Source organism: Pseudomonas sp. FP2196, from assembly GCF_030687715.1.
GTDB lineage: Bacteria > Pseudomonadota > Gammaproteobacteria > Pseudomonadales > Pseudomonadaceae > Aquipseudomonas.
Genome location: NZ_CP117445.1, coordinates 3,863,890 through 3,883,737, shown reverse-complemented (window position 1 = coordinate 3,883,737; position 19,848 = coordinate 3,863,890). Strand labels below are relative to the sequence as shown.

16 protein-coding genes are annotated in these 19,848 nt (G+C 59.2%); 13 read left to right on the top strand and 3 right to left on the bottom strand.

Annotated features, from left to right (window positions below):
- The first annotated feature begins 98 nt into the window (after window positions 1-98).
- The 4 genes from PSH79_RS17340 to PSH79_RS17325 all read left to right on the top strand — a co-directional run bounded on the left by PSH79_RS17340 (window position 99) and on the right by PSH79_RS17325 (window position 4,943).
- Window positions 99-581 (top strand): MarR family winged helix-turn-helix transcriptional regulator, encoded by a 483-nt coding sequence (locus PSH79_RS17340; protein WP_150592326.1) that lies wholly within the window; start codon window positions 99-101, stop codon window positions 579-581.
- Complete coding sequence (locus PSH79_RS17335; protein WP_305438633.1) at window positions 571-2,040, top strand: efflux transporter outer membrane subunit; 1,470 nt, start codon at window positions 571-573, stop codon at window positions 2,038-2,040. Before PSH79_RS17340 ends, PSH79_RS17335 begins: the two co-directional genes overlap by 11 nt.
- Window positions 2,041-2,055: 15 nt before the next feature.
- Window positions 2,056-3,258 carry an HlyD family efflux transporter periplasmic adaptor subunit gene (locus PSH79_RS17330; RefSeq protein ID WP_123529287.1) on the top strand — a complete coding sequence of 401 codons (1,203 nt, stop codon included), beginning with the start codon at window positions 2,056-2,058 and terminating at the stop codon, window positions 3,256-3,258.
- A gap of 155 nt (window positions 3,259-3,413) precedes the next feature.
- Window positions 3,414-4,943 carry a DHA2 family efflux MFS transporter permease subunit gene (locus PSH79_RS17325; RefSeq protein ID WP_064389289.1) on the top strand — a complete coding sequence of 510 codons (1,530 nt, stop codon included), beginning with the start codon at window positions 3,414-3,416 and terminating at the stop codon, window positions 4,941-4,943.
- 108 nt (window positions 4,944-5,051) lie between these two features.
- On the opposite strand, the gene lpxH is transcribed toward PSH79_RS17325, so the two are convergent.
- A complete protein-coding gene (lpxH, locus tag PSH79_RS17320; RefSeq protein ID WP_305438632.1) occupies window positions 5,052-5,804 on the bottom strand; it encodes a UDP-2,3-diacylglucosamine diphosphatase in 753 nt (250 codons plus the stop codon).
- The gene (locus PSH79_RS17315) at window positions 5,801-6,307 is read right to left on the bottom strand and encodes a peptidylprolyl isomerase (protein ID WP_305438631.1); all 507 of its coding nucleotides are present in this window, start codon (window positions 6,305-6,307) and stop codon (window positions 5,801-5,803) included. Before PSH79_RS17315 ends, lpxH begins: the two co-directional genes overlap by 4 nt.
- Window positions 6,308-6,558: 251 nt before the next feature.
- On the opposite strand from PSH79_RS17315, the gene PSH79_RS17310 reads away from it, so the two are divergent.
- The 3 genes from PSH79_RS17310 to PSH79_RS17300 all read left to right on the top strand — a co-directional run bounded on the left by PSH79_RS17310 (window position 6,559) and on the right by PSH79_RS17300 (window position 11,090).
- Entirely contained in the window at window positions 6,559-8,259 is a 1,701-nt protein-coding gene (locus tag PSH79_RS17310; protein WP_305438630.1) for a glutamine--tRNA ligase/YqeY domain fusion protein, read from the top strand.
- A 21-nt stretch (window positions 8,260-8,280) separates the two neighbouring features.
- Window positions 8,281-9,663, top strand: a complete 1,383-nt coding sequence (cysS, locus tag PSH79_RS17305; protein ID WP_305438629.1) for a cysteine--tRNA ligase — start codon at window positions 8,281-8,283, stop codon at window positions 9,661-9,663.
- Window positions 9,664-9,881: 218 nt separating this feature from the next.
- Window positions 9,882-11,090 (top strand): MFS transporter, encoded by a 1,209-nt coding sequence (locus PSH79_RS17300; RefSeq protein ID WP_305438628.1) that lies wholly within the window; start codon window positions 9,882-9,884, stop codon window positions 11,088-11,090.
- A gap of 106 nt (window positions 11,091-11,196) precedes the next feature.
- Here PSH79_RS17300 and PSH79_RS17295 read toward each other — a convergent pair whose 3' ends face one another.
- Window positions 11,197-13,035: a sigma-54-dependent Fis family transcriptional regulator gene (locus PSH79_RS17295; protein WP_305438627.1), complete on the bottom strand. Its 1,839-nt coding sequence runs from the start codon at window positions 13,033-13,035 to the stop codon at window positions 11,197-11,199.
- 375 nt (window positions 13,036-13,410) lie between these two features.
- On the opposite strand from PSH79_RS17295, the gene PSH79_RS17290 reads away from it, so the two are divergent.
- The 6 genes from PSH79_RS17290 (at window position 13,411) to PSH79_RS17265 (ending at window position 19,388) form a co-directional block, all read left to right on the top strand.
- Window positions 13,411-14,505, top strand: a complete 1,095-nt coding sequence (locus PSH79_RS17290) for an ABC transporter ATP-binding protein (protein ID WP_305438626.1) — start codon at window positions 13,411-13,413, stop codon at window positions 14,503-14,505.
- Window positions 14,505-15,620, top strand: a complete 1,116-nt coding sequence (locus PSH79_RS17285) for an ABC transporter ATP-binding protein (RefSeq protein ID WP_305438625.1) — start codon at window positions 14,505-14,507, stop codon at window positions 15,618-15,620. Before PSH79_RS17290 ends, PSH79_RS17285 begins: the two co-directional genes overlap by 1 nt.
- A complete protein-coding gene (locus PSH79_RS17280) occupies window positions 15,617-16,483 on the top strand; it encodes a carbohydrate ABC transporter permease (RefSeq protein ID WP_095189650.1) in 867 nt (288 codons plus the stop codon). The genes PSH79_RS17285 and PSH79_RS17280 overlap by 4 nt, the downstream gene beginning before the upstream one ends.
- 9 nt (window positions 16,484-16,492) lie before the next feature.
- Complete coding sequence (locus PSH79_RS17275) at window positions 16,493-17,293, top strand: carbohydrate ABC transporter permease (RefSeq protein ID WP_003192012.1); 801 nt, start codon at window positions 16,493-16,495, stop codon at window positions 17,291-17,293.
- Window positions 17,294-17,303: 10 nt separating this feature from the next.
- Window positions 17,304-17,576, top strand: a complete 273-nt coding sequence (locus PSH79_RS17270; protein ID WP_095189651.1) for a DUF2160 domain-containing protein — start codon at window positions 17,304-17,306, stop codon at window positions 17,574-17,576.
- A 69-nt stretch (window positions 17,577-17,645) separates the two neighbouring features.
- Window positions 17,646-19,388, top strand: coding sequence for an ABC transporter substrate-binding protein (locus tag PSH79_RS17265; protein WP_305438624.1), 1,743 nt, complete (start codon window positions 17,646-17,648; stop codon window positions 19,386-19,388).
- Window positions 19,389-19,848: the final 460 nt, after the last annotated feature.

Genomic DNA, 19,848 nt, shown 5'->3' with positions numbered 1-19,848 from the left:
CTAATTACCAAGCCTGCTAACTATTTGTTTGACATTCGCTGCCTAGGCAGTAACATCTCGACATACATTCACTGCCTAGGCAGTTATTAGGTGAGCACATGAAGCATTTCACCCCGGACGAATTCAAACACTGCCATCTCGGCTTGTTGCTTGGCCGTGCTGCGCTGCTCAAGGACCGGATCATCGACACCCACATGGAACCCCACGGCATCACCGCCGCGCAGTTCAAGGTGTTGATCATCATGGCCCAGTTCGGCGTCGACACCCCGGCCGAGTTGTGCCGGCATCTGTCGCTGGACAGCGGTTCGATGACGCGCATGCTCGATCGTCTGGAGCAGAAAGGTTTCCTGGTTCGCCAACGCAGCGAAGGCGATCGCCGTCAGGTGCAACTGAAACTGACTGAACAAGGCCAGCAACTGGCCGATCGCCTGCCGCACATCGGCGCCGATGCGATGAATGAACTGGCCGGCGCCGTCACTCCGGACGAGTTGAAAACCCTGGAATACATCCTCAAGAAAATCCTGCTGGCAGCCGGTGACCCGATCACTATCCAGCGGTTAGGTGAACACAATGAGCGGTAAAACCTTGCGCAGCAGCCTGACCCTCGTGCTGTCGGCGATGATCCTCGCCGGTTGCGCCAACTACAGCGGCCTCGACACTCAAGGCAAAAGCCTTGATGCGAAAAGTCTCAACGCCAGCCAATCCCTCAACGGTGTCACTCTGTCGCCCGCCGCGTGGCCGAAAAGCGACTGGTGGACCAGCCTCGGCGATCCACAGCTCGACGGCTTGATCCGCGAAGCGCTGCACGACAGCCCGGACATGCAGATCGCCGAAGCCCGTGCCCATCAGGCCAGCGCCGCCGCGTATGCCGCCGATGCCGCGCGTTATCCGACCCTCGACGCCAGCGCCGGTATCAGCCGTTCGCGCCTGGCCAAGGATCAGGATCCGCGAGGGCAGGGCGATGCTTACGCCACCGTGCGTAATGTCAGCGCCGGCTTCAATTACAACTTCGATCTGTGGGGCGGTCAGCGTGACGCCTGGGAAGCCGCCCTCGGTCAGGCCCGTGCCGCCGAAGTCGACCGTCAGGCTGCGCAGTTGACCCTCGCCGCCGACGTGGCCCGCGCTTACAGCGATCTCGGTCAGGCGCACATCGTTTATGACCTGGCGAACGAAGACCTCAAGCGCACCAAGCAAATGCTCGATTTGAGCCAGCGTCGCTTGAGCTCGGGGATCGACAGCCAGTATCAGTTCCAGCAAACCCAAAGCCTGGAAGCCAGCTCCGAAGCCAGCTTGATCGATGCGGAAAAACGCTTGAACAGCGCGAAAATCGCCTTGGCCGTGTTGCTCGGCAAAGGCCCGGATCGCGGCAATGAGATCGCCCGGCCGAAAGTGCTGCAGGCCAGCGCCGTGGCGGTGCCGTCGGTGTTACCGGCGGAACTGCTCGGTCGTCGCCCGGATCTGGTCGCCGCGCGCTGGCGTGTAGAAGCGGCGAGCAAAGACATCGACTCGGCGAAAACCCAGTTCTATCCGAACCTCAACCTCACGGCCTCGGCCGGCGCCGAATCCCTTTTGGGTGACGCGATGTTCGGTTCGGCCAGCCGCTTCTTCAACATTGCGCCGACCATTTCGGTGCCGATCTTCGACGGCGGACGCCTGCGCGCCAACCTCGATGCGCGCGACGCCGATTACGATCTGGCGGTGGCGCAGTACAACAAAAGTCTGGTGAAAGCACTGGGCGATGTCAGCGACACGATCAATCAGTTGCGTGACATCGGCCGGCAGATCGGCGCGCAGCAACACGCCACCGACATTGCTCAGGACTCTTACAACACCGTCGTCCAGCGTTACGGTTCCGGCATCGGCAACTACCTGGACGTGCTCAGCATCGAGCAGCAATTGCTGCAGGCCCAGCGTCAATTGGCCACCCTCAATGCCGAGCAGATCGACCTGTCGATTCAACTGATGCAAGCGCTGGGCGGCGGCTTCCAGGGGCAGACCCTGACCGCAGCCAACGCCACCCCAGCCACGCCGCACAACTAATTCAAGGTATTTGTCATGGCCACTGCCGAAAACACTCAAGCTCAAGACAACACCCCGGACACCGGCAACCCGCGTAAACGCAAAGTGATGCTGCTGGCGCTGACCGTTATTGTCCTCCTCGCGTGTGCGGGCGTCTGGGCCTATCACGAATTCATCGGGCGCTTTAACGAAAGCACCGACGACGCCTACGTCAACGGTAACGTCGTGGAAATCACTCCGCTGGTGACCGGCACCGTGGTCAGCATCGGCGCTGACGATGGCGATCTGGTCCACGAAGGTCAGGTGCTGATCAATTTCGACCCGAACGATGCTGAAGTCGGCCTGCAAAGTGCCAAAGCGAAACTGGCGCGCACCGTGCGTCAAGTGCGTGGCTTGTACAGCAACGTTGATGGCATGAAAGCCCAGGTCAACGCGCAACAGGCCGAAGTGCAGAAGGCGCAGGACAACTACAACCGCCGGAAAAACCTGGCGCAGGGCGGGGCGATTTCCCAGGAAGAACTGTCCCACGCTCGCGATGACCTGACCTCGGCGCAAAACGCCCTGGCCAACGCCAAACAGCAACTGAAAACCACCAGCGCGCTGGTCGACGACACTGTGGTGTCGTCGCACCCGGACGTGATGTCGGCCGCTGCGGATCTGCGTCAGGCCTACCTGACCAATGCGCGCAGCACCTTGATCGCGCCAGTCACCGGTTACGTCGCCAAACGCACCGTGCAACTCGGGCAGCGCGTACAGCCGGGCACCGCGCTGATGGCGGTGATTCCACTGGATCAACTGTGGATCGACGCCAACTTCAAGGAAACCCAACTGCGTGACATGCGCATCGGTCAGCCAGTCGACATCGAATCCGACATCTATGGCAGCGACGTGAAATACAGCGGCACCGTCGACAGCCTCGGCGCCGGTACCGGCAGCGCGTTTGCCCTGTTGCCAGCGCAGAACGCCACCGGTAACTGGATCAAGATCGTTCAGCGTGTGCCGGTGCGGATTCACATCAACGCCGAAGAACTGGCCAAGCACCCGCTGCGTGTCGGTCTGTCGACCAACGTCGAGGTCAATCTGCATGACCAGAGCGGCCCTGTGTTGGCTCAGCAGCCGCCGCAGAAAGCCTCGTTCAGCACCAACGTCTACGACCGTCAACTGGCCGAAGCCGACGCGATGATCGCTCAGCTGATCCACGACAACAGCGCTGCGGCCAGCAAAACCGCGCAACGCTGAATCTTTCCCTGTGGGAGCGAGCCTGCTCGCGAATGCTGCCTGACATTCAACACAGAAGTGGTCTGACACACCGCTTTCGCGAGCAGGCTCGCTCCCACAAAGGGCAGTTGCATCTGTAACAGATGCGGCGCTAATCAGGTTTCATAGGATTCACAATGAGCAATAACGCCTCTTTCACGCCGCCCAGCCTGTTGCTCAGCACCATCGGCCTGTCGCTGGCGACGTTCATGCAAGTGCTCGACACCACCATTGCCAACGTGGCGTTGCCGACGATTTCCGGCAACCTTGGGGTGAGTTCGGAGCAGGGCACCTGGGTGATCACCTCGTTTGCCGTGAGTAACGCGATTGCGCTGCCGTTGACTGGTTGGTTGAGCCGGCGCTTCGGCGAGGTGAAGCTGTTTCTCTGGGCCACGATTTTGTTTGTGCTGGCCTCGTTTCTCTGCGGTATTTCGACGTCGATGCCCGAACTGATCGGCTTTCGCGTGTTGCAAGGCCTGGTGGCCGGGCCGCTGTACCCGATGACGCAAACCCTGTTGATCGCCGTTTATCCCCCCGCGAAACGGGGGATGGCTTTGGCGTTGCTCGCCATGGTCACGGTGGTTGCGCCGATTGCAGGCCCCATTCTCGGAGGCTGGATCACTGACAGTTACAGCTGGCCGTGGATCTTCTTCATCAACGTGCCGATCGGGATCTTTGCGGTGATGGTCGTGCGTTCGCAACTGGCCAAACGTCCGGTGGAAACCAGTCGTCAGCCGATGGACTACGTCGGTCTGATCACGCTGATCATTGGCGTCGGCGCGTTGCAGGTGATCCTCGACAAGGGCAATGACCTGGACTGGTTCGAATCGAACTTCATCATCATCGGCGCAGCGATTTCGGTGATCGCGCTGGCGGTGTTCGTTATCTGGGAAATGACCGACCAGCATCCTGTGGTGAATCTGCGGCTGTTCGCCCATCGCAACTTCCGTATCGGCACGCTGGTGCTGGTGTTGGGTTACGCCGGATTCTTCGGCATCAATCTGATCCTGCCGCAGTGGTTGCAGACGCAAATGGGTTACACCGCAACCTGGGCGGGTCTGGCTGTGGCGCCGATCGGCATTCTGCCGGTGCTGCTGTCGCCGTTTGTCGGCAAGTACGCGAACAAGTTCGACCTGCGCTTGCTGGCCGGGCTGGCGTTTCTGGCGATTGGCCTGAGCTGCTTCATGCGCGCCGGGTTCACCAATGAAGTGGACTTCCAGCACATCGCTCTGGTGCAACTGTTCATGGGCATTGGTGTGGCGCTGTTCTTTATGCCGACCTTGAGCATTCTGATGTCGGACTTGCCGCCGAGCCAGATTGCCGACGGTGCGGGCCTTGCGACGTTCTTGCGGACGTTGGGCGGCAGCTTTGCCGCGTCGTTGACCACTTGGATCTGGATTCGCCGGGCAGACCAGCATCATGCGTACATGAGTGAAAGCATCAGCACCTTCGAACCGGCGACTCGCGAGACCTTGAATCATTTAGGCGGTGCGAGCCAATCGGCTTATGCACAGATGGATCAGATTTTGACCAGCCAGGCGTACATGCTTTCCACCGTGGATTACTTCACGTTGCTGGGGTGGGGATTTATGGGGTTGATTCTGATCGTGTGGCTGGCGAAGCCGCCGTTTGCTGCCAAGGCGGGGCCGGCCGCCAGCGGTCACTGATCTGTAGGAGTGAGCCTGCTCGCGATAGCGGTGTATCCGTCAACAGAGATGTTGAAGGTGATATCGCCATCGCGAGCAGGCTCACTCCTACATTGGTTGTGTGTTTCGTCAGTTAGCCGGCGCTGCCAGTTGTGGAGGCGGGGCGAAGTCGAACGGCGCCAAGGCATAGCCGCTCTCATCCACCTGCAACGCCCACCCCTGACGATCCCAATCCCCCAGCACAATCCGCTTCGCCGCTTGCTCACCGAGCTGCAGCTTATGGATCGCGGGGCGATGGGTGTGCCCGTGAATCAGGGTTTTAACGCCAAATTCCTGCATGATCCGCGGAATCTCTTCCGGCGTGACATCGACAATGTCATTGGCCTTCATCCGCACCTGCGCGCGGCTCTCGCTGCGCAGTTTGCGCGCCAGTTTATGCCGGGTGCTTAAAGGCAGGTTCCGCAAGATAAACAGGGTGATCGGATTACGCAGGTAACGACGCAGCTTCATATAGCCGACGTCGCGGGTGCAGAGGCTGTCGCCGTGCATCAACAGCACCGGCTCGCCGTAAAACTGCACGACACTCGGGTCCTTCAATAATGTGCAGCCGGCCTGTTTGCAGAAGGCCTTGCCGAGCATGAAGTCGCGATTGCCGTGCATCAGAAAAATGGCCGTGCCGCTGTCGCTCAATTCGCGCAGGGCCTGGCAGATGGAGCGCTGGAAGGGCGTCATGGCGTCGTCGCCAATCCACGCCTCGAAGAAGTCGCCCAGAATATACAACGCACTCGCCGAGCGGGCGCGTCCGGCGAGCAAATCCAGAAACGCCCGGGTAATGTCCGGGCGCTCCTCTTCCAGATGCAAGTCTGAAATCAGCAATATCACGCTTCGATGATCTCGGCTTTCTCGATGATCACGTCGTCTGCTGGTACGTCCTGGTGGCCGGCCTTGGAAGTGGTCGAAACACCTTTGATCTTGTCGACAACGTCGGTACCGGCGGTCACTTTACCGAACACGGCGTAACCCCAACCCTGGGTGGTCTTGGCGCTGTGGTTCAGGAAGCTGTTGTCAGCCACGTTGATGAAGAACTGCGCGGAAGCCGAATGCGGCTCCATGGTGCGGGCCATGGCGACGGTGTACTTCTCGTTCGGCAGGCCGTTGTCCGCTTCGTTCTGGATGCTTGGGCGCTTGTCTTTCTTTTCCTTCATGCCTGGCTCGAAACCGCCGCCCTGGATCATGAAGTTACCGATGACACGGTGGAAAACAGTGTTTTCGTAGTGACCGGCTTTGACGTACTCGATGAAGTTGGCGACGGTGATCGGCGCCTTTTCAGCGTTCAGTTCGATGACGATGTCGCCATGATTGGTGGTCAATTTAACTTGAGTCATGATCGCTACTCTTTATAAGGAATTCGTGGTTATCGGACATTGAGTCCCAAAACCGGTTCAGCCTGCTTCGGCCAAGGTGCGCAGTTTAGCGTGACAGGCGCGAATTTCGAGGCTGTTTTTCAATTCCCGGCGATTAAATGCGTTCCTTTATAGGGCCTGCTCTGTCAGCCCCTTGACAGCATCGGCTATGATAGCGGCTTTGTTTTGTCTGGCCCCTCTTTGCGGCCGCGCACATGTAAGTCAAGGATCCTATGAGCAAGCCCACTGTCGACCCTACCTCGAATGCCAAGTCCGGCCCCGCCGTGCCGGTCAACTTCCTGCGGCCGATCATCCAGGCAGACCTGGACTCGGGCAAGCACACACAGATCGTCACCCGTTTCCCGCCTGAGCCCAACGGCTACCTGCACATCGGCCACGCCAAGTCGATCTGCGTGAACTTCGGCCTGGCCCAGGAGTTCGGCGGCGTCACGCATCTGCGTTTCGACGACACCAACCCGGCCAAGGAAGACCAGGAATACATCGACGCGATCGAAAGCGACGTCAAATGGCTGGGCTTCGAATGGTCCGGCGAAGTGCGCTACGCCTCGCAGTATTTTGACCAGTTGCACGACTGGGCCGTTGAGCTGATCAAGGCCGGCAAGGCTTACGTCGACGACCTGACCCCTGAGCAAGCCAAGGAATACCGTGGCAGCCTGACCGAGCCGGGCAAGAACAGCCCGTTCCGCGACCGTTCGGTTGAAGAGAACCTCGACTGGTTCGCCCGCATGCGTGCCGGTGAGTTCCCGGACGGCGCCCGCGTGCTGCGCGCGAAGATCGATATGGCCTCGCCGAACATGAACCTGCGCGACCCGATCATGTACCGCATCCGCCACGCTCATCACCATCAGACCGGTGACAAGTGGTGCATCTACCCGAACTACGACTTCACCCACGGTCAGTCGGACGCCATCGAAGGCATCACCCACTCGATCTGCACCCTGGAATTCGAAAGCCATCGTCCACTGTACGAGTGGTTCCTCGACGCCTTGCCAGTGCCGGCGCACCCGCGTCAGTACGAGTTCAGCCGCCTGAACCTCAACTACACCATCACCAGCAAGCGCAAGCTCAAGCAGCTTGTGGACGAGAAGCACGTCCATGGCTGGGATGATCCGCGCATGTCCACGCTGTCTGGCTTCCGCCGCCGTGGCTACACGCCGGCTTCGATCCGCAACTTCTGCGACATGATCGGCACCAACCGTTCCGATGGCGTGGTCGACTTCGGCATGCTCGAGTTCAGCATCCGTCAGGACCTGGACGCGAACGCCCCGCGCGCCATGTGCGTGCTGCGTCCGTTGAAAGTCGTGATCACTAACTACCCGGAAGACCAGGTCGAGAACCTCGAACTGCCGCGTCATCCGCAGAAAGAAGAACTCGGCGTGCGCAAGCTGCCGTTCGCCCGTGAAATCTACATCGACCGCGATGACTTCATGGAAGAACCGCCAAAGGGCTACAAGCGCCTGGAGCCGAATGGCGAAGTACGTCTGCGCGGCAGCTACGTGATCCGTGCCGACGAAGCGATCAAGGACGCCGACGGCAACATCGTCGAACTGCGTTGCTCGTACGACCCGGAAACCCTTGGTAAAAACCCTGAAGGCCGCAAGGTCAAAGGTGTGGTCCACTGGGTGCCGGCCGCTGCCAGCATCGAGTGCGAAGTGCGTCTGTACGATCGTCTGTTCCGTTCTCCGAATCCGGAGAAGGCTGAAGACAGCGCCAGTTTCCTCGACAACATCAACCCTGACTCACTGCAAGTGCTGACCGGTTGTCGTGCTGAGCCATCGCTTGGCAATGCACAGCCGGAAGACCGTTTCCAGTTCGAGCGCGAAGGCTACTTCGTCGCGGACATCAAGGACTCGAAACCAGGTCAGCCGGTATTCAACCGTACCGTGACCCTGCGTGATTCGTGGGGCCAGTGATTTAGCGTCAAGGAAATTAACGTGCTGACGATCTACAACACGCTCACCAAGAGCAAAGAAGTCTTCAAGCCGCTCGATGGCAACAACGTGCGCATGTACGTCTGCGGGATGACCGTGTACGACTACTGCCACCTGGGCCACGGCCGCAGCATGGTCGCGTTCGACCTGGTGACCCGCTGGTTGCGGTTCAGCGGTTACAACCTGACCTATGTGCGTAACATCACCGACATCGACGACAAGATCATCAACCGGGCCAACGAGAACGGCGAGTCGTTCGAAGCGTTGACCGAGCGCATGATCGCCGCGATGCACGAAGACGAAGCGCGCCTGAACATCAAGAAGCCGGACATGGAACCGCGCGCCACGGATCACATTCCGGGCATGCACGCGATGATCCAGACCCTGATCGACAAGGGTTTCGCCTACGCCCCGGGCAATGGCGACGTGTACTACCGCGTCGGCAAGTTCATGGGCTATGGCAAGCTGTCGCGCAAGAAGATCGAAGACTTGCGCATCGGTGCGCGGATCGAGGTCGACGAAGCGAAGGAAGATCCGCTGGACTTCGTCCTGTGGAAAGGCGTCAAACCGGGCGAGCCAAGCTGGGAATCGCCGTGGGGCGCCGGGCGTCCGGGCTGGCACATCGAGTGCTCGGTGATGTCGACCTGCTGCCTGGGTGAGACTTTCGACATTCATGGCGGCGGCAGCGATCTGGAATTCCCGCACCACGAAAACGAAATCGCCCAGAGCGAAGCGGCCACCGGCAAGACCTACGCCAACGCGTGGATGCATTGCGGCATGATCCGAATCAATGGCGAGAAGATGTCCAAGTCCTTGAACAACTTCTTCACCATTCGCGACGTGCTCGACAAGTACCACCCGGAAGTCGTGCGTTACCTGCTGGTGTCGAGCCACTACCGCAGCGCGATCAACTACTCGGAAGACAACCTCAAGGACGCCAAAGGCGCACTCGAGCGTTTCTACCACGCGTTGAAAGGCCTGCCGAACGTGGCGCCGGCCGGCGGCGAAGCGTTCGTCGAGCGTTTCACCACGGTAATGAACGACGACTTCGGTACGCCGGAAGCCTGCGCGGTGCTGTTCGAGATGGTGCGTGAGATCAACCGTCTGCGTGAGAGCGATCTCAATGCAGCGGCCGGTCTGGCGGCACGTCTGAAAGAACTGGCCAGTGTGTTGGGCGTGTTGCAGCTTGAGGCCGACGATTTCCTCCAGGCGGGCGCTGAAGGGCGTGTCGATGCGGCGCAAGTTGATGCGCTGATTGCAGCGCGTCTGGCGGCACGGGCCGGTAAGGACTGGGCTGAGTCTGACCGTATTCGTGACCAGCTCACCGCCATGGGCGTGGTGCTGGAAGATGGCAAGGGCGGCACGACCTGGCGTCTGGCTGACTGATCGCCTTACCGGTTACAGACAAAACCTGCCGTGATGATCGTTCCCACGCTCTGCGTGGGAACGATCAAAACAAAACCCGCCTTGTGCGGGTTTTTGTTTTTCTGCTGCTTAGCCAAGGTTGCTTTTGCAGTCCGCGTAGGTCTTGATGTCGGACGCGGTCAACACTGGCTGCGCGCATGCAGCGGGATGCTGGCCAGCGACGAATAAAGGGAGAAATCATGGCTAATCACTATCGCGAACTGCTAACGACCCCCGGCGCCACCGGGTTAGTGCTCGCGAGCTCTATTGCCCGACTGCCACAAGCAATGATCGGCATTGGCATCATCACCATGCTGGTCCAGCAAACAGGCGTGTACTGGCTGGCCGGCGCAGTCGCCGGCACGTTTACCCTGGCCAATGCGCTGCTCGGCCCGCGCATCTCGAAACTCGTTGATCAGCATGGCCAGAGTCGCGTGCTGCCCATCGTCACGGCGTTCAGCGTGGTCATGCTGCTGGCGCTGATCTTCGCCGTCTACATCAGGGCTCCCGCCGCAGTGTTCTTCGTACTTGCCGCGCTGGCGGGGACGATGCCGAGCATGCCGTCCATGATCAGGGCACGCTGGACACAGTTGTTCCGTGGCAAGCCTCAGCTGCATACGGCGTTCTCCCTGGATACGGTGCTGACCGAACTCGCCTACATCATCGGCCCGCCACTGGCGATCGGTTTGAGTGTGAGCTTTTTCGCCGAAGCCGGGCCGCTTGTGGCGGTGGCGCTGCTGGTCATCGGAGTAACGGCTTTTCTCCTGCAGCGCCAGACCGAACCGAAAGTGGTCTTGGGCCACAAGAGCCACACCGGTTCCACCTTGCTGATTCCCGGCGTTCGCACCATCGTGCTGGCGCTGTTGGCAATGGGGGTCATTGGCGGAGCAATCGATGTCGCCGTTGTGGCGTTCGCCAATGCGCAAGGCTGGCCAGCGTCTGCCACCTTTATCCTCGCCGCCTATGCGTTGGGCTCGCTGGTGGCGGGCCTGACGTTCGGTGCATTGCGGGTTTCCCTGCCAATCGAAAAACAGTTCTTTATCGGGATATTAGTCACGGCCGTCACCGGCGTACTGCCGGTTTTCTCAACAGATGTTTATGTCCTGTCAGCGATGCTGTTTATCGCCGGCATATCGTTTGCGCCCACCATGGTTGTGGTGATGAAACTGGGGACGATCATCATCCCTGCGTCCAGGATGACAGAAGGGCTGACGTGGATGACCACTGGCATCAGCATTGGCGTAGCGCTGGGCGGCATGCTCACGGGGCCGGTGATTGATGCTTATGGCGCGCGTGCGGGGTTCGGGGTGGCGATTGGTGCCGGGGTGATGATGATGGCGGTTGTGTTGATTGGGTTGCGTACGCTCGGTTTAGCGTCAGCGACACAGGTAGAGTCGACGTGCCAGTGATTGCGTGGATTTAGAGTCAAAAGATCGCAGCCTTCGCAGCTCCTGGAGTGGCATTGCGTACAGCGTGTAGGAGCTGCCGAAGGCTGCGATCTTTTGATCTGCGCTTTCAATCCCCCAACTGCCGCAACCGCTTATAAAGCGTATTGCGACTAACCCCCAACCGACGCGCCAAGTGCGAAATATTCCCCCCAGCCGCCTTCAACTCCCGGTTCAACGCTTCAACATCATTCAAATCCAGCCCCAGCGGCTGCGCACTCTCAACCGGCTCCATCTCCAGATCGACAAAAAAATCATCCGGCAAATGTTCCGGTCGCACCGGTTGCTCCTCAGCCATCGCCAGCGCCACCTGCATCACGCTGCTGACCTGACGCAGATTCCCCGGCCACGGATGCTTGTCGAACAACTCCAGCACTTCACGGCTCAACCCCGCCCACTGCGTTGGCTCGCGATGCTGTTCCCAGAGCCGTTTAAACAACGCCTCTTTGTCACTGCGCTCTCTCAAGGGCGGCAACTCCAGGGTCAAGCCACCGATGCGGTAATACAAATCCTCGCGGAAACGCCCCAGTTGCACCTGTTCCCGCAGCGAGCGGTTCGTCGCCGAGATGATCCGCAGATCCACCGGGAATAATTCGCTGCTACCGACCGGTTGCACGCAGCGCTCCTGCAAAACCCGCAACAGCCGAGCCTGGGTAGGTAACGGCATATCGCCGATTTCATCGAGGAACAGCGTGCCTTTGTCGGCCTTGCGGATCAGGCCGATGCTGCCTTTCTGGTTAGCGCCAGTGAACGCGCCTTTCTCGTAACCAAATAGCTCTGACTCCACCAGTTCAGCGGGGATCGCCGCACAGTTGACGGCGATGAAGGCCTGCTTACTGCGCGAACTGGCCTGATGCAAGGCTTTGACGAACACCTCTTTGCCAACGCCGGTCTCGCCATGGATCAACAGCGGGATGTCTTTCTCCAGCAGTCGTTCGGCCTGTCGTACGGCTTTTTCCACCCGACTGTCGCCAAAGTGCAGGGTGTTGAGGCTGATCGCGGTTGCAGCGACGGGTTTAGGTTCAGTCGCAAACACCCGCGCCTGAATCGGTGCCTGTTTAGGCCGCTTCAACAAGCACTGAAAGCGGTTACGTCCGGACGTCTGCAAGGCGAACGGCAAACCGTCCGGCTGATTGATCAACTCCAACAATGACACCTTGAACAAGCTCTCGACGCTGACCCGCGACAAGCGCAATCCCAATAGATTGTCGGCCCGGCGATTGGCCGACAGCACCTGACCGCTCTCATCAAAAATCAATAGCCCGGCCCATTGGCTGTCGAGGTTGTTCAACCCGGTGTTGAAGGTCAGTTGAAAGTGCTGGCCGTGGAACAGGTTGAGGATCAGCCGGTTCTCCACGGTCTGGCTCATCATCTTGACCATGCCCAAGGTGTGGGAGGGCGGCAGGTAGCTGTCGCTGGACACATCGAGCACCGCGATGACCTTGCGCTCGGCGTCGAAAATCGGTGCGGCGGAACCGGTCATGAAGCGGTTGGCCTTGAGGAAATGCTCGTCGTGCTCGATATGCACCGCCTGCTCGCAGGCCAGTGCAGTGCCGATGGCATTGGTGCCGCTGCAGCGCTCCATCCAGCTCGCGCCGGGTTGAAAGCCCCGCGCCAGATTCGGCTCGATAAACCGTTGCGTACCCCACGACGTCAGCACCTGGCCCTGATGGTCGGCGAGCATGATCAGGCAATTGGAATTGCTGAGGATATTCTCGTAGTAGGGCAGCACTTCCTGATGGGTGGTCTGCACCAGCGAGTGCTGACTGTCGAGCAATTGCGCAATGCCGGCGGCGGGCAGTTGATCGAAGGCCGGGGCGCTTTGATGGTCGAGACCGAACGCGCGGCAACGTTGCCAGGAACTCTGGATGATCGCGTCGTGGGACAGCGGCGGGGCAGGTGCGGCCATGGTGGGTCAGCCTCTGAAACAACATTTTTATTATTGTTATGCGATCCCCTGTAGGAGCTGCCGAAGGCTGCGATCTTTTGACGTTGCTTGTTAAAAAACAAGATCAAAAGATCGCAGCCTTCGGCAGCTCCTACAGGTGGCGATGTTGCGTTCGCAGGCAATTCCGTTTGCATTCGGGGTTGCGCGAAGAGTGCATAGAGTGTTGTTCACTATTGTTCATTGTCAATCGCCCAGTTGTTCAAATGTGTTCAGCTCTGAACGCCTTTTCCCCGCCGTTTCAGCGATTTTCACCACAAATCAACCACTTGCCATTTCTGGCACGAAAGTCGCTCCAGTGCACAGGTCGCTTGACTCCAATAATAAAAAGGCCGAGCCATGTCACTCACCCTGGAGCACGTCTGCCGTACCGTCGAAGGCCAGACCTGGATCGACGATGCGTGCCTGAAATTCGAACCCGGTTCCTTCAACGTTTTGCTCGGTCGCACGCTGTCCGGCAAGACCAGCCTGATGCGCCTGATGGCCGGTCTGGACAAGCCCGACAGCGGCCGCATCCTGATGAACGGCGTCGACGTCACCCAACGTCCGGTGCGTTTGCGCAACGTGTCGATGGTCTATCAGCAGTTCATCAACTACCCGACCATGACCGTGTTCGAGAACATCGCCTCGCCGTTGCGCCAGGCCGGTGTGTCGAAAGAGATCATCCACAGCAAGGTGCAGGAAACGGCGAAGATGCTGCGCATCGAGAAGTTTCTGCAGCGCTATCCGCTGGAACTCTCCGGCGGACAGCAGCAACGTACGGCCATGGCCCGGGCGCTGGTCAAGGATGCTGAGCTGATCCTGTTCGATGAGCCGCTGGTCAACCTCGATTACAAACTGCGCGAAGAACTGCGCCAGGAAATGCGCGAGCTGTTCAAGCTGCGCCACACCATTGCGATTTACGCCACCACCGAACCCAACGAAGCGTTGGCGCTGGGCGGCACCACGACCATTCTTCATGAAGGCCGGGTGATCCAGAGCGGCCCGTCGACCTCGGTTTACCACCAGCCGCAAACCGTGCTGGCCGCCGAGTTGTTCTCCGAACCGCCCATCAACCTGATGCCGGGACGAATTGCCGGCAACGAAGTCAGCTTCGCCAACTTCGTCCACTTCCCGTTGAACGTCGATCTGCGCCCGGTGGGCGAGGGCGAGTTCCGCTTTGGCGTGCGCCCCAGCCATATCTCGCTGGTGCCGAGCAACGATGACGATCTGGAACTGGCAGTGACCGTCGAAGTCGCCGAGATCAGCGGTTCGGAAACCTTCCTGCACGTGCGCAACGAGCATTTCCTGCTGGTGCTGCACTTGCCGGGTGTTCACGAATACGACGTCGATGCGCCGATCCGCATCTATATCCCGACCCATAAACTGTTTGTTTTCGATGCGCAGGGCCGTCTGGTGCAAGCACCGGGCCTGCGTGTCGCGAGGGTTGCCTGATGGCCGAAATCCGTTTGCAACACCTCGCCCACAGCTACAGCAAAACCCCGGGCGGCGCGGAGGATTACGCGATCCGCGAGATGGATCACGTCTGGGAGCAGGGCGGTGCTTATGCGTTGCTCGGGCCGTCCGGGTGCGGCAAGTCGACCTTGCTCAACATCATTTCCGGCCTGCTCAGCCCCTCGCAAGGCCATGTGCTGTTCGATGGCAAAGCGGTCAACGACCTGACGCCGGAGAAGCGCAACATCGCTCAGGTTTTCCAGTTTCCGGTGGTCTACGACACCATGACCGTGTTCGATAACCTCGCGTTTCCCCTGCGCAATCAGGGCATGGCCGAGGCGAAAGTGCACAGCAAAGTGCAGGAAATTGCCGAAGTTCTCGACCTGCAAAACCTGCTGAGCAAAAAAGCCCGCAACCTCACCGCCGATGAAAAACAGAAAGTCTCCATGGGCCGTGGTCTGGTGCGCGATGACGTCTCGGCGATCCTCTTCGATGAACCGCTGACGGTGATCGACCCGCACCTGAAGTGGAAACTGCGGCGCAAGCTCAAGCAGATTCACGAGCAGTTCAACATCACCATGGTCTACGTCACCCACGATCAACTGGAAGCCTCGACCTTCGCCGACAAGATCGCGGTGATGTACGGCGGTCAGATCGTTCAGTTCGGCACGCCACGGGAATTGTTCGAGCGGCCGAGCCACACCTTTGTCGGCTATTTCATCGGCAGCCCCGGCATGAACCTGATCGAAGTTCAGCCGCAGCCCGGCGGTGTCGGTTTCGCCTCCACGCACCTGCCATTGTCCGACGCTATGCAGCGACATATCGAACACGGCCAGTGGAAAAATCTGAAGGTCGGTATCCGCCCGGAATTCATTCATGTGTGGGACGAGCCGTTTGACGACGCGATGCAGGCCAAGGTCGTACACGTCGAAGACCTCGGCACCTACAAGATCATGACCCTCGACCTCGACGGTGCGCCGTTGAAAGTGCGTCTGGCCGAAGACAAACCAGTGCCGCAGGGCACCGCCTACATCAGTTTTCCGGCGCAGTGGCTGATGGTCTATGCCGATGAGTTTCTGCTCGAAGCCCCTGAAGAAAACGAGGTGCAGCCATGAACAAGGTGCAGAACAACAAGGCCTGGTGGCTGGTATTGCCAGTGTTTCTGCTGGTGGCGTTCAGTGCGGTGATCCCGATGATGACCGTGGTCAACTATTCGGTGCAGGACATCTTCGACCAGTCCAGCCGCTACTTCGTCGGCGCCGACTGGTACAAGCAAGTGCTGCTTGATCCGCGCCTGCACGATTCTTTACTGCGCCAGTTCATCTACTCGGCCTGTGTATTGTTGATCGAAATCCCGCTGGGCATTGCCGTCGCCCTGACCATGCCGACCAAGGGCCGCTGGTCGTCACTGGTGCTGATCATTCTGGCGATTCCGCTGCTGATCCCGTGGAACGTGGTAGGCACCATTTGGCAGATCTTTGGCCGCGCCGATATTGGCCTGCTCGGTTCGAGCCTCAACGCCATGGGCATCAGCTACAACTACGCGGCCAACACCATGGACGCGTGGGTCACGGTGCTGGTGATGGACGTCTGGCACTGGACCTCGCTGGTGGCGCTGCTGTGTTTCTCCGGGTTGCGTGCGATTCCTGATGTCTATTACCAGGCTGCACGCATCGATCGAGCCTCTGCGTGGGCAGTGTTTCGCCATATTCAGTTGCCCAAGTTGAAGAGCGTGCTGCTGATCGCGGTGATGCTGCGCTTCATGGACAGCTTCATGATCTACACCGAGCCGTTCGTGCTCACCGGCGGCGGGCCGGGTAATGCCACGACCTTCTTGAGTCAGACGTTGACGCAAATGGCCGTAGGCCAATTCGACCTGGGTCCAGCAGCGGCTTTCTCGCTGGTGTACTTCCTGATCATCCTGTTGGTGTCCTGGCTGTTCTACACCGCCATGACGCACTCCGACGCCAACCGCTGAGGCCCGGCCATGAGCAAAAGAAAGCTTATTCCGTTGCTGGTCTACATCCTGTTCCTGCTGGTGCCGATCTACTGGCTGCTGAACATGTCCTTCAAGAGCAACACCGAAATCCTCGGTGGCCTTACGCTTTTCCCACAGGACTTCACGCTGGCGAACTACAAGGTGATCTTCACCGATCCGAGCTGGTACACCGGTTATCTGAACTCGCTGTACTACGTCAGCCTGAACACGGTGATTTCCCTGAGCGTGGCGTTACCGGCGGCGTATGCGTTTTCGCGCTATCGTTTTCTCGGCGACAAGCACTTGTTTTTCTGGCTGCTGACCAACCGCATGGCGCCGCCGGCGGTGTTCTTGCTGCCGTTCTTCCAGTTGTATTCGTCGATTGGCCTGTTTGACACGCACATTGCCGTGGCATTGGCGCACTGCCTGTTCAACGTGCCGTTGGCGGTGTGGATTCTGGAAGGCTTCATGTCTGGCGTGCCGAAGGAAATCGACGAAACCGCCTACATTGATGGCTACAGTTTCCCCAAGTTCTTCGTGAAGATTTTCATCCCGTTGATCGGCTCCGGCATCGGCGTCACGGCGTTTTTCTGCTTCATGTTTTCCTGGGTCGAGCTGCTGCTGGCGCGCACGCTGACCTCGGTAAACGCCAAGCCGATTGCCGCCGTGATGACCCGCACGGTCTCGGCTTCGGGTATCGACTGGGGCGTGCTGGCGGCGGCGGGGGTGTTGACCATTCTGCCGGGCATGCTGGTGATCTGGTTTGTTCGCAACCACGTGGCCAAGGGCTTTGCCCTCGGTCGGGTCTGAGGAGCTGATGATGGAATGGATGAGTTGGACGACACCCACAGCCGCATTCTTTATCGTCATTGGCCTGATCCTGGCGGGGATGACGACGTGGGAGCTGCGCTCGCCGAGCATCCTGCGGCGAGGTTTTCTGCCGATTGCCACCACCCGTGGCGATCGCTTGTTTATCGGTCTTCTCGGCAGCGCCTACCTGCATCTGCTGGTAATCGGCGCCACCGACTGGAGCATCTGGGTCGCGTCCGCGTTGTCCCTGGTGTGGCTGTTGGCTGTGATGCGTTGGGGTTAGGTTCTTTACAAAGTTCGCTCGGCGGGCTCGTGTAAAGACTCAGCTCCACAACTTAAACAGGAGGTCTCTATGTTCGACAAAAACAATAAGCTGCGACATAGCATTTCATTGGCAGCCATGCTGGCACTCAGCGGTTTGAGCGCATCTGCCTGGGCCGATGCCTACGAAGACGCCGCGAAAAAGTGGATCGGCAGCGAATTCAAACCGTCGACCCTGACGGCTGAACAGCAGTTGGAAGAATTGAAGTGGTTCATCAAGGCCGCCGAGCCGTTTCGCGGGATGAACATCAAGGTGGTTTCGGAAACCCTGACCACTCACGAATACGAGTCCAAGGTGCTGGCCAAGGCCTTCAGCGAAATCACCGGGATCAAGCTCACCCACGACTTGCTGCAAGAAGGCGACGTGGTGGAAAAAATGCAGACGGTGATGCAGTCCGACAAGAATATCTATGACGGCTGGGTCAACGACTCGGACCTGATCGGCACGCACTTTCGCTACGGCAAGACCGAATCGATCACTGATCTGATGGCCAACGAAGGCAAGAACTTCACCTCGCCGACCCTCGACCTCAAGGACTTCATCGGCATCTCGTTCACCACTGCGCCGGACGGCAAGATTTATCAACTGCCTGACCAGCAGTTCGCCAACCTGTACTGGTTCCGCGCCGACTGGTTCGAACGGGCGGATCTGAAAGCCAAGTTCAAGGAAAAGTACGGCTACGAATTGGGTGTGCCGGTGAACTGGTCGGCCTATGAAGACATCGCCAAATTCTTCAGCGAAGACGTCAAGGAAATCGACGGCAAGCGCGTCTACGGGCACATGGACTACGGCAAGAAAGACCCGTCGCTGGGCTGGCGCTTCACCGATGCCTGGTTCTCCATGGCCGGTGGCGGCGACAAGGGAATCCCCAACGGTTTGCCGGTGGATGAATGGGGGATTCGCGTCGAGGATTGCCACCCGGTCGGCTCCAGCGTGACCCGTGGCGGCGACACCAACGGCCCGGCGGCAGTGTTTGCCACGACCAAATACGTCGACTGGCTCAAGGCCTACGCGCCACCGGAAGCGGCGGGCATGACCTTCTCCGAGTCGGGGCCGGTGCCATCGCAGGGCAACATTGCCCAGCAGATTTTCTGGTACACCGCCTTCACCGCCGACATGACCAAACCGGGCCTGCCGGTGGTCAACGCCGACGGCACGCCGAAATGGCGCATGGCACCGTCACCGCGCGGGCCGTATTGGGAAGAGGGCATGAAGCTCGGTTATCAGGACGTGGGTTCGTGGACGTTCATGAAGTCCACGCCTGAGAAACAGAAACTCGCGGCGTGGCTGTACGCGCAGTTCGTGACTTCGAAAACCGTGTCGCTGAAGAAAACCATCGTTGGCCTGACGCCGATTCGTGAGTCGGACATCAACTCGCAGGCGATGACCGATCTGGCGCCGAAACTCGGTGGTCTGGTCGAGTTTTACCGCAGCCCGGCCCGCGTGCAATGGACCCCGACCGGGACCAACGTGCCGGACTATCCGCGTCTGGCGCAACTGTGGTGGAGCCACATTGCTGAAGCGGCCAGCGGCGAGAAGACTCCGCAACAGGCGCTGGATGGCCTGGCGAAAGATCAGGACGCGATCATGACGCGCCTCGAACGCTCCAAGGCCCAAGCCACTTGCGCACCGAAAATGAACCCGGAACGCGACGCGCAATACTGGTTTGATCAGCCGGGTGCACCGAAACCGAAACTGGCTAACGAGAAGCCGAAGGGCGAGACGGTGAGCTACAACGAACTGCTGAAATCGTGGGCGGATGCGCGTAAGTAAACGCTGAAATGTGAAAGGCAAACGGCACCGCGAGGTGCCGTTTTTTTTGGCACCTGATCTACCGCTTTCGCTTGCAGGCAAGCTCCCACAGGTTTCTGAGTCACTCACAAATACCGAGTGCACCCGAAACCACTGTGGGAGCTTGCCTGCAAGCGATTCGGTCTGACATTCAACATTGATATCGACAGACCCACCGCCATCGCTGGCAAGCCAGGCTCCCACAGTTTTCTGTGATGTTCACAAACTCCGGGCACGCCGCAGATCACTGTGGGAGCTTGCCTGCAAGCGATTCGGTCTGACATTCAACATTGATATCGACAGACCCACCGCCATCGCTGGCAAGCCAGGCTCCCACAGTTTTCTGTGATGTTCACAAACTCCGGGCACGCCGCAGATCACTGTGGGAGCTGGCTTGCCAGCGATTCGGTCCTGACATTCAACATTGTTATCGACTGACCCG

Bases quoted from the DNA above. Each gene is read 5' to 3' on its own strand.
- PSH79_RS17340 (WP_150592326.1), top strand. From the start codon at position 99: ATGAAGCATTTCACCCCGGACGAATTCAAACACTGCCATCTCGGCTTG.
- PSH79_RS17335 (WP_305438633.1), top strand. From the start codon at position 571: ATGAGCGGTAAAACCTTGCGCAGCAGCCTGACCCTCGTGCTGTCGGCG.
- PSH79_RS17330 (WP_123529287.1), top strand. From the start codon at position 2,056: ATGGCCACTGCCGAAAACACTCAAGCTCAAGACAACACCCCGGACACC.
- PSH79_RS17325 (WP_064389289.1), top strand. From the start codon at position 3,414: ATGAGCAATAACGCCTCTTTCACGCCGCCCAGCCTGTTGCTCAGCACC.
- PSH79_RS17315 (WP_305438631.1), bottom strand. From the start codon at position 6,307: ATGACTCAAGTTAAATTGACCACCAATCATGGCGACATCGTCATCGAA.
- PSH79_RS17310 (WP_305438630.1), top strand. From the start codon at position 6,559: ATGAGCAAGCCCACTGTCGACCCTACCTCGAATGCCAAGTCCGGCCCC.
- PSH79_RS17300 (WP_305438628.1), top strand. From the start codon at position 9,882: ATGGCTAATCACTATCGCGAACTGCTAACGACCCCCGGCGCCACCGGG.
- PSH79_RS17295 (WP_305438627.1), bottom strand. From the start codon at position 13,035: ATGGCCGCACCTGCCCCGCCGCTGTCCCACGACGCGATCATCCAGAGT.
- PSH79_RS17290 (WP_305438626.1), top strand. From the start codon at position 13,411: ATGTCACTCACCCTGGAGCACGTCTGCCGTACCGTCGAAGGCCAGACC.
- PSH79_RS17285 (WP_305438625.1), top strand. From the start codon at position 14,505: ATGGCCGAAATCCGTTTGCAACACCTCGCCCACAGCTACAGCAAAACC.
- PSH79_RS17280 (WP_095189650.1), top strand. From the start codon at position 15,617: ATGAACAAGGTGCAGAACAACAAGGCCTGGTGGCTGGTATTGCCAGTG.
- PSH79_RS17275 (WP_003192012.1), top strand. From the start codon at position 16,493: ATGAGCAAAAGAAAGCTTATTCCGTTGCTGGTCTACATCCTGTTCCTG.
- PSH79_RS17270 (WP_095189651.1), top strand. From the start codon at position 17,304: ATGGAATGGATGAGTTGGACGACACCCACAGCCGCATTCTTTATCGTC.
- PSH79_RS17265 (WP_305438624.1), top strand. From the start codon at position 17,646: ATGTTCGACAAAAACAATAAGCTGCGACATAGCATTTCATTGGCAGCC.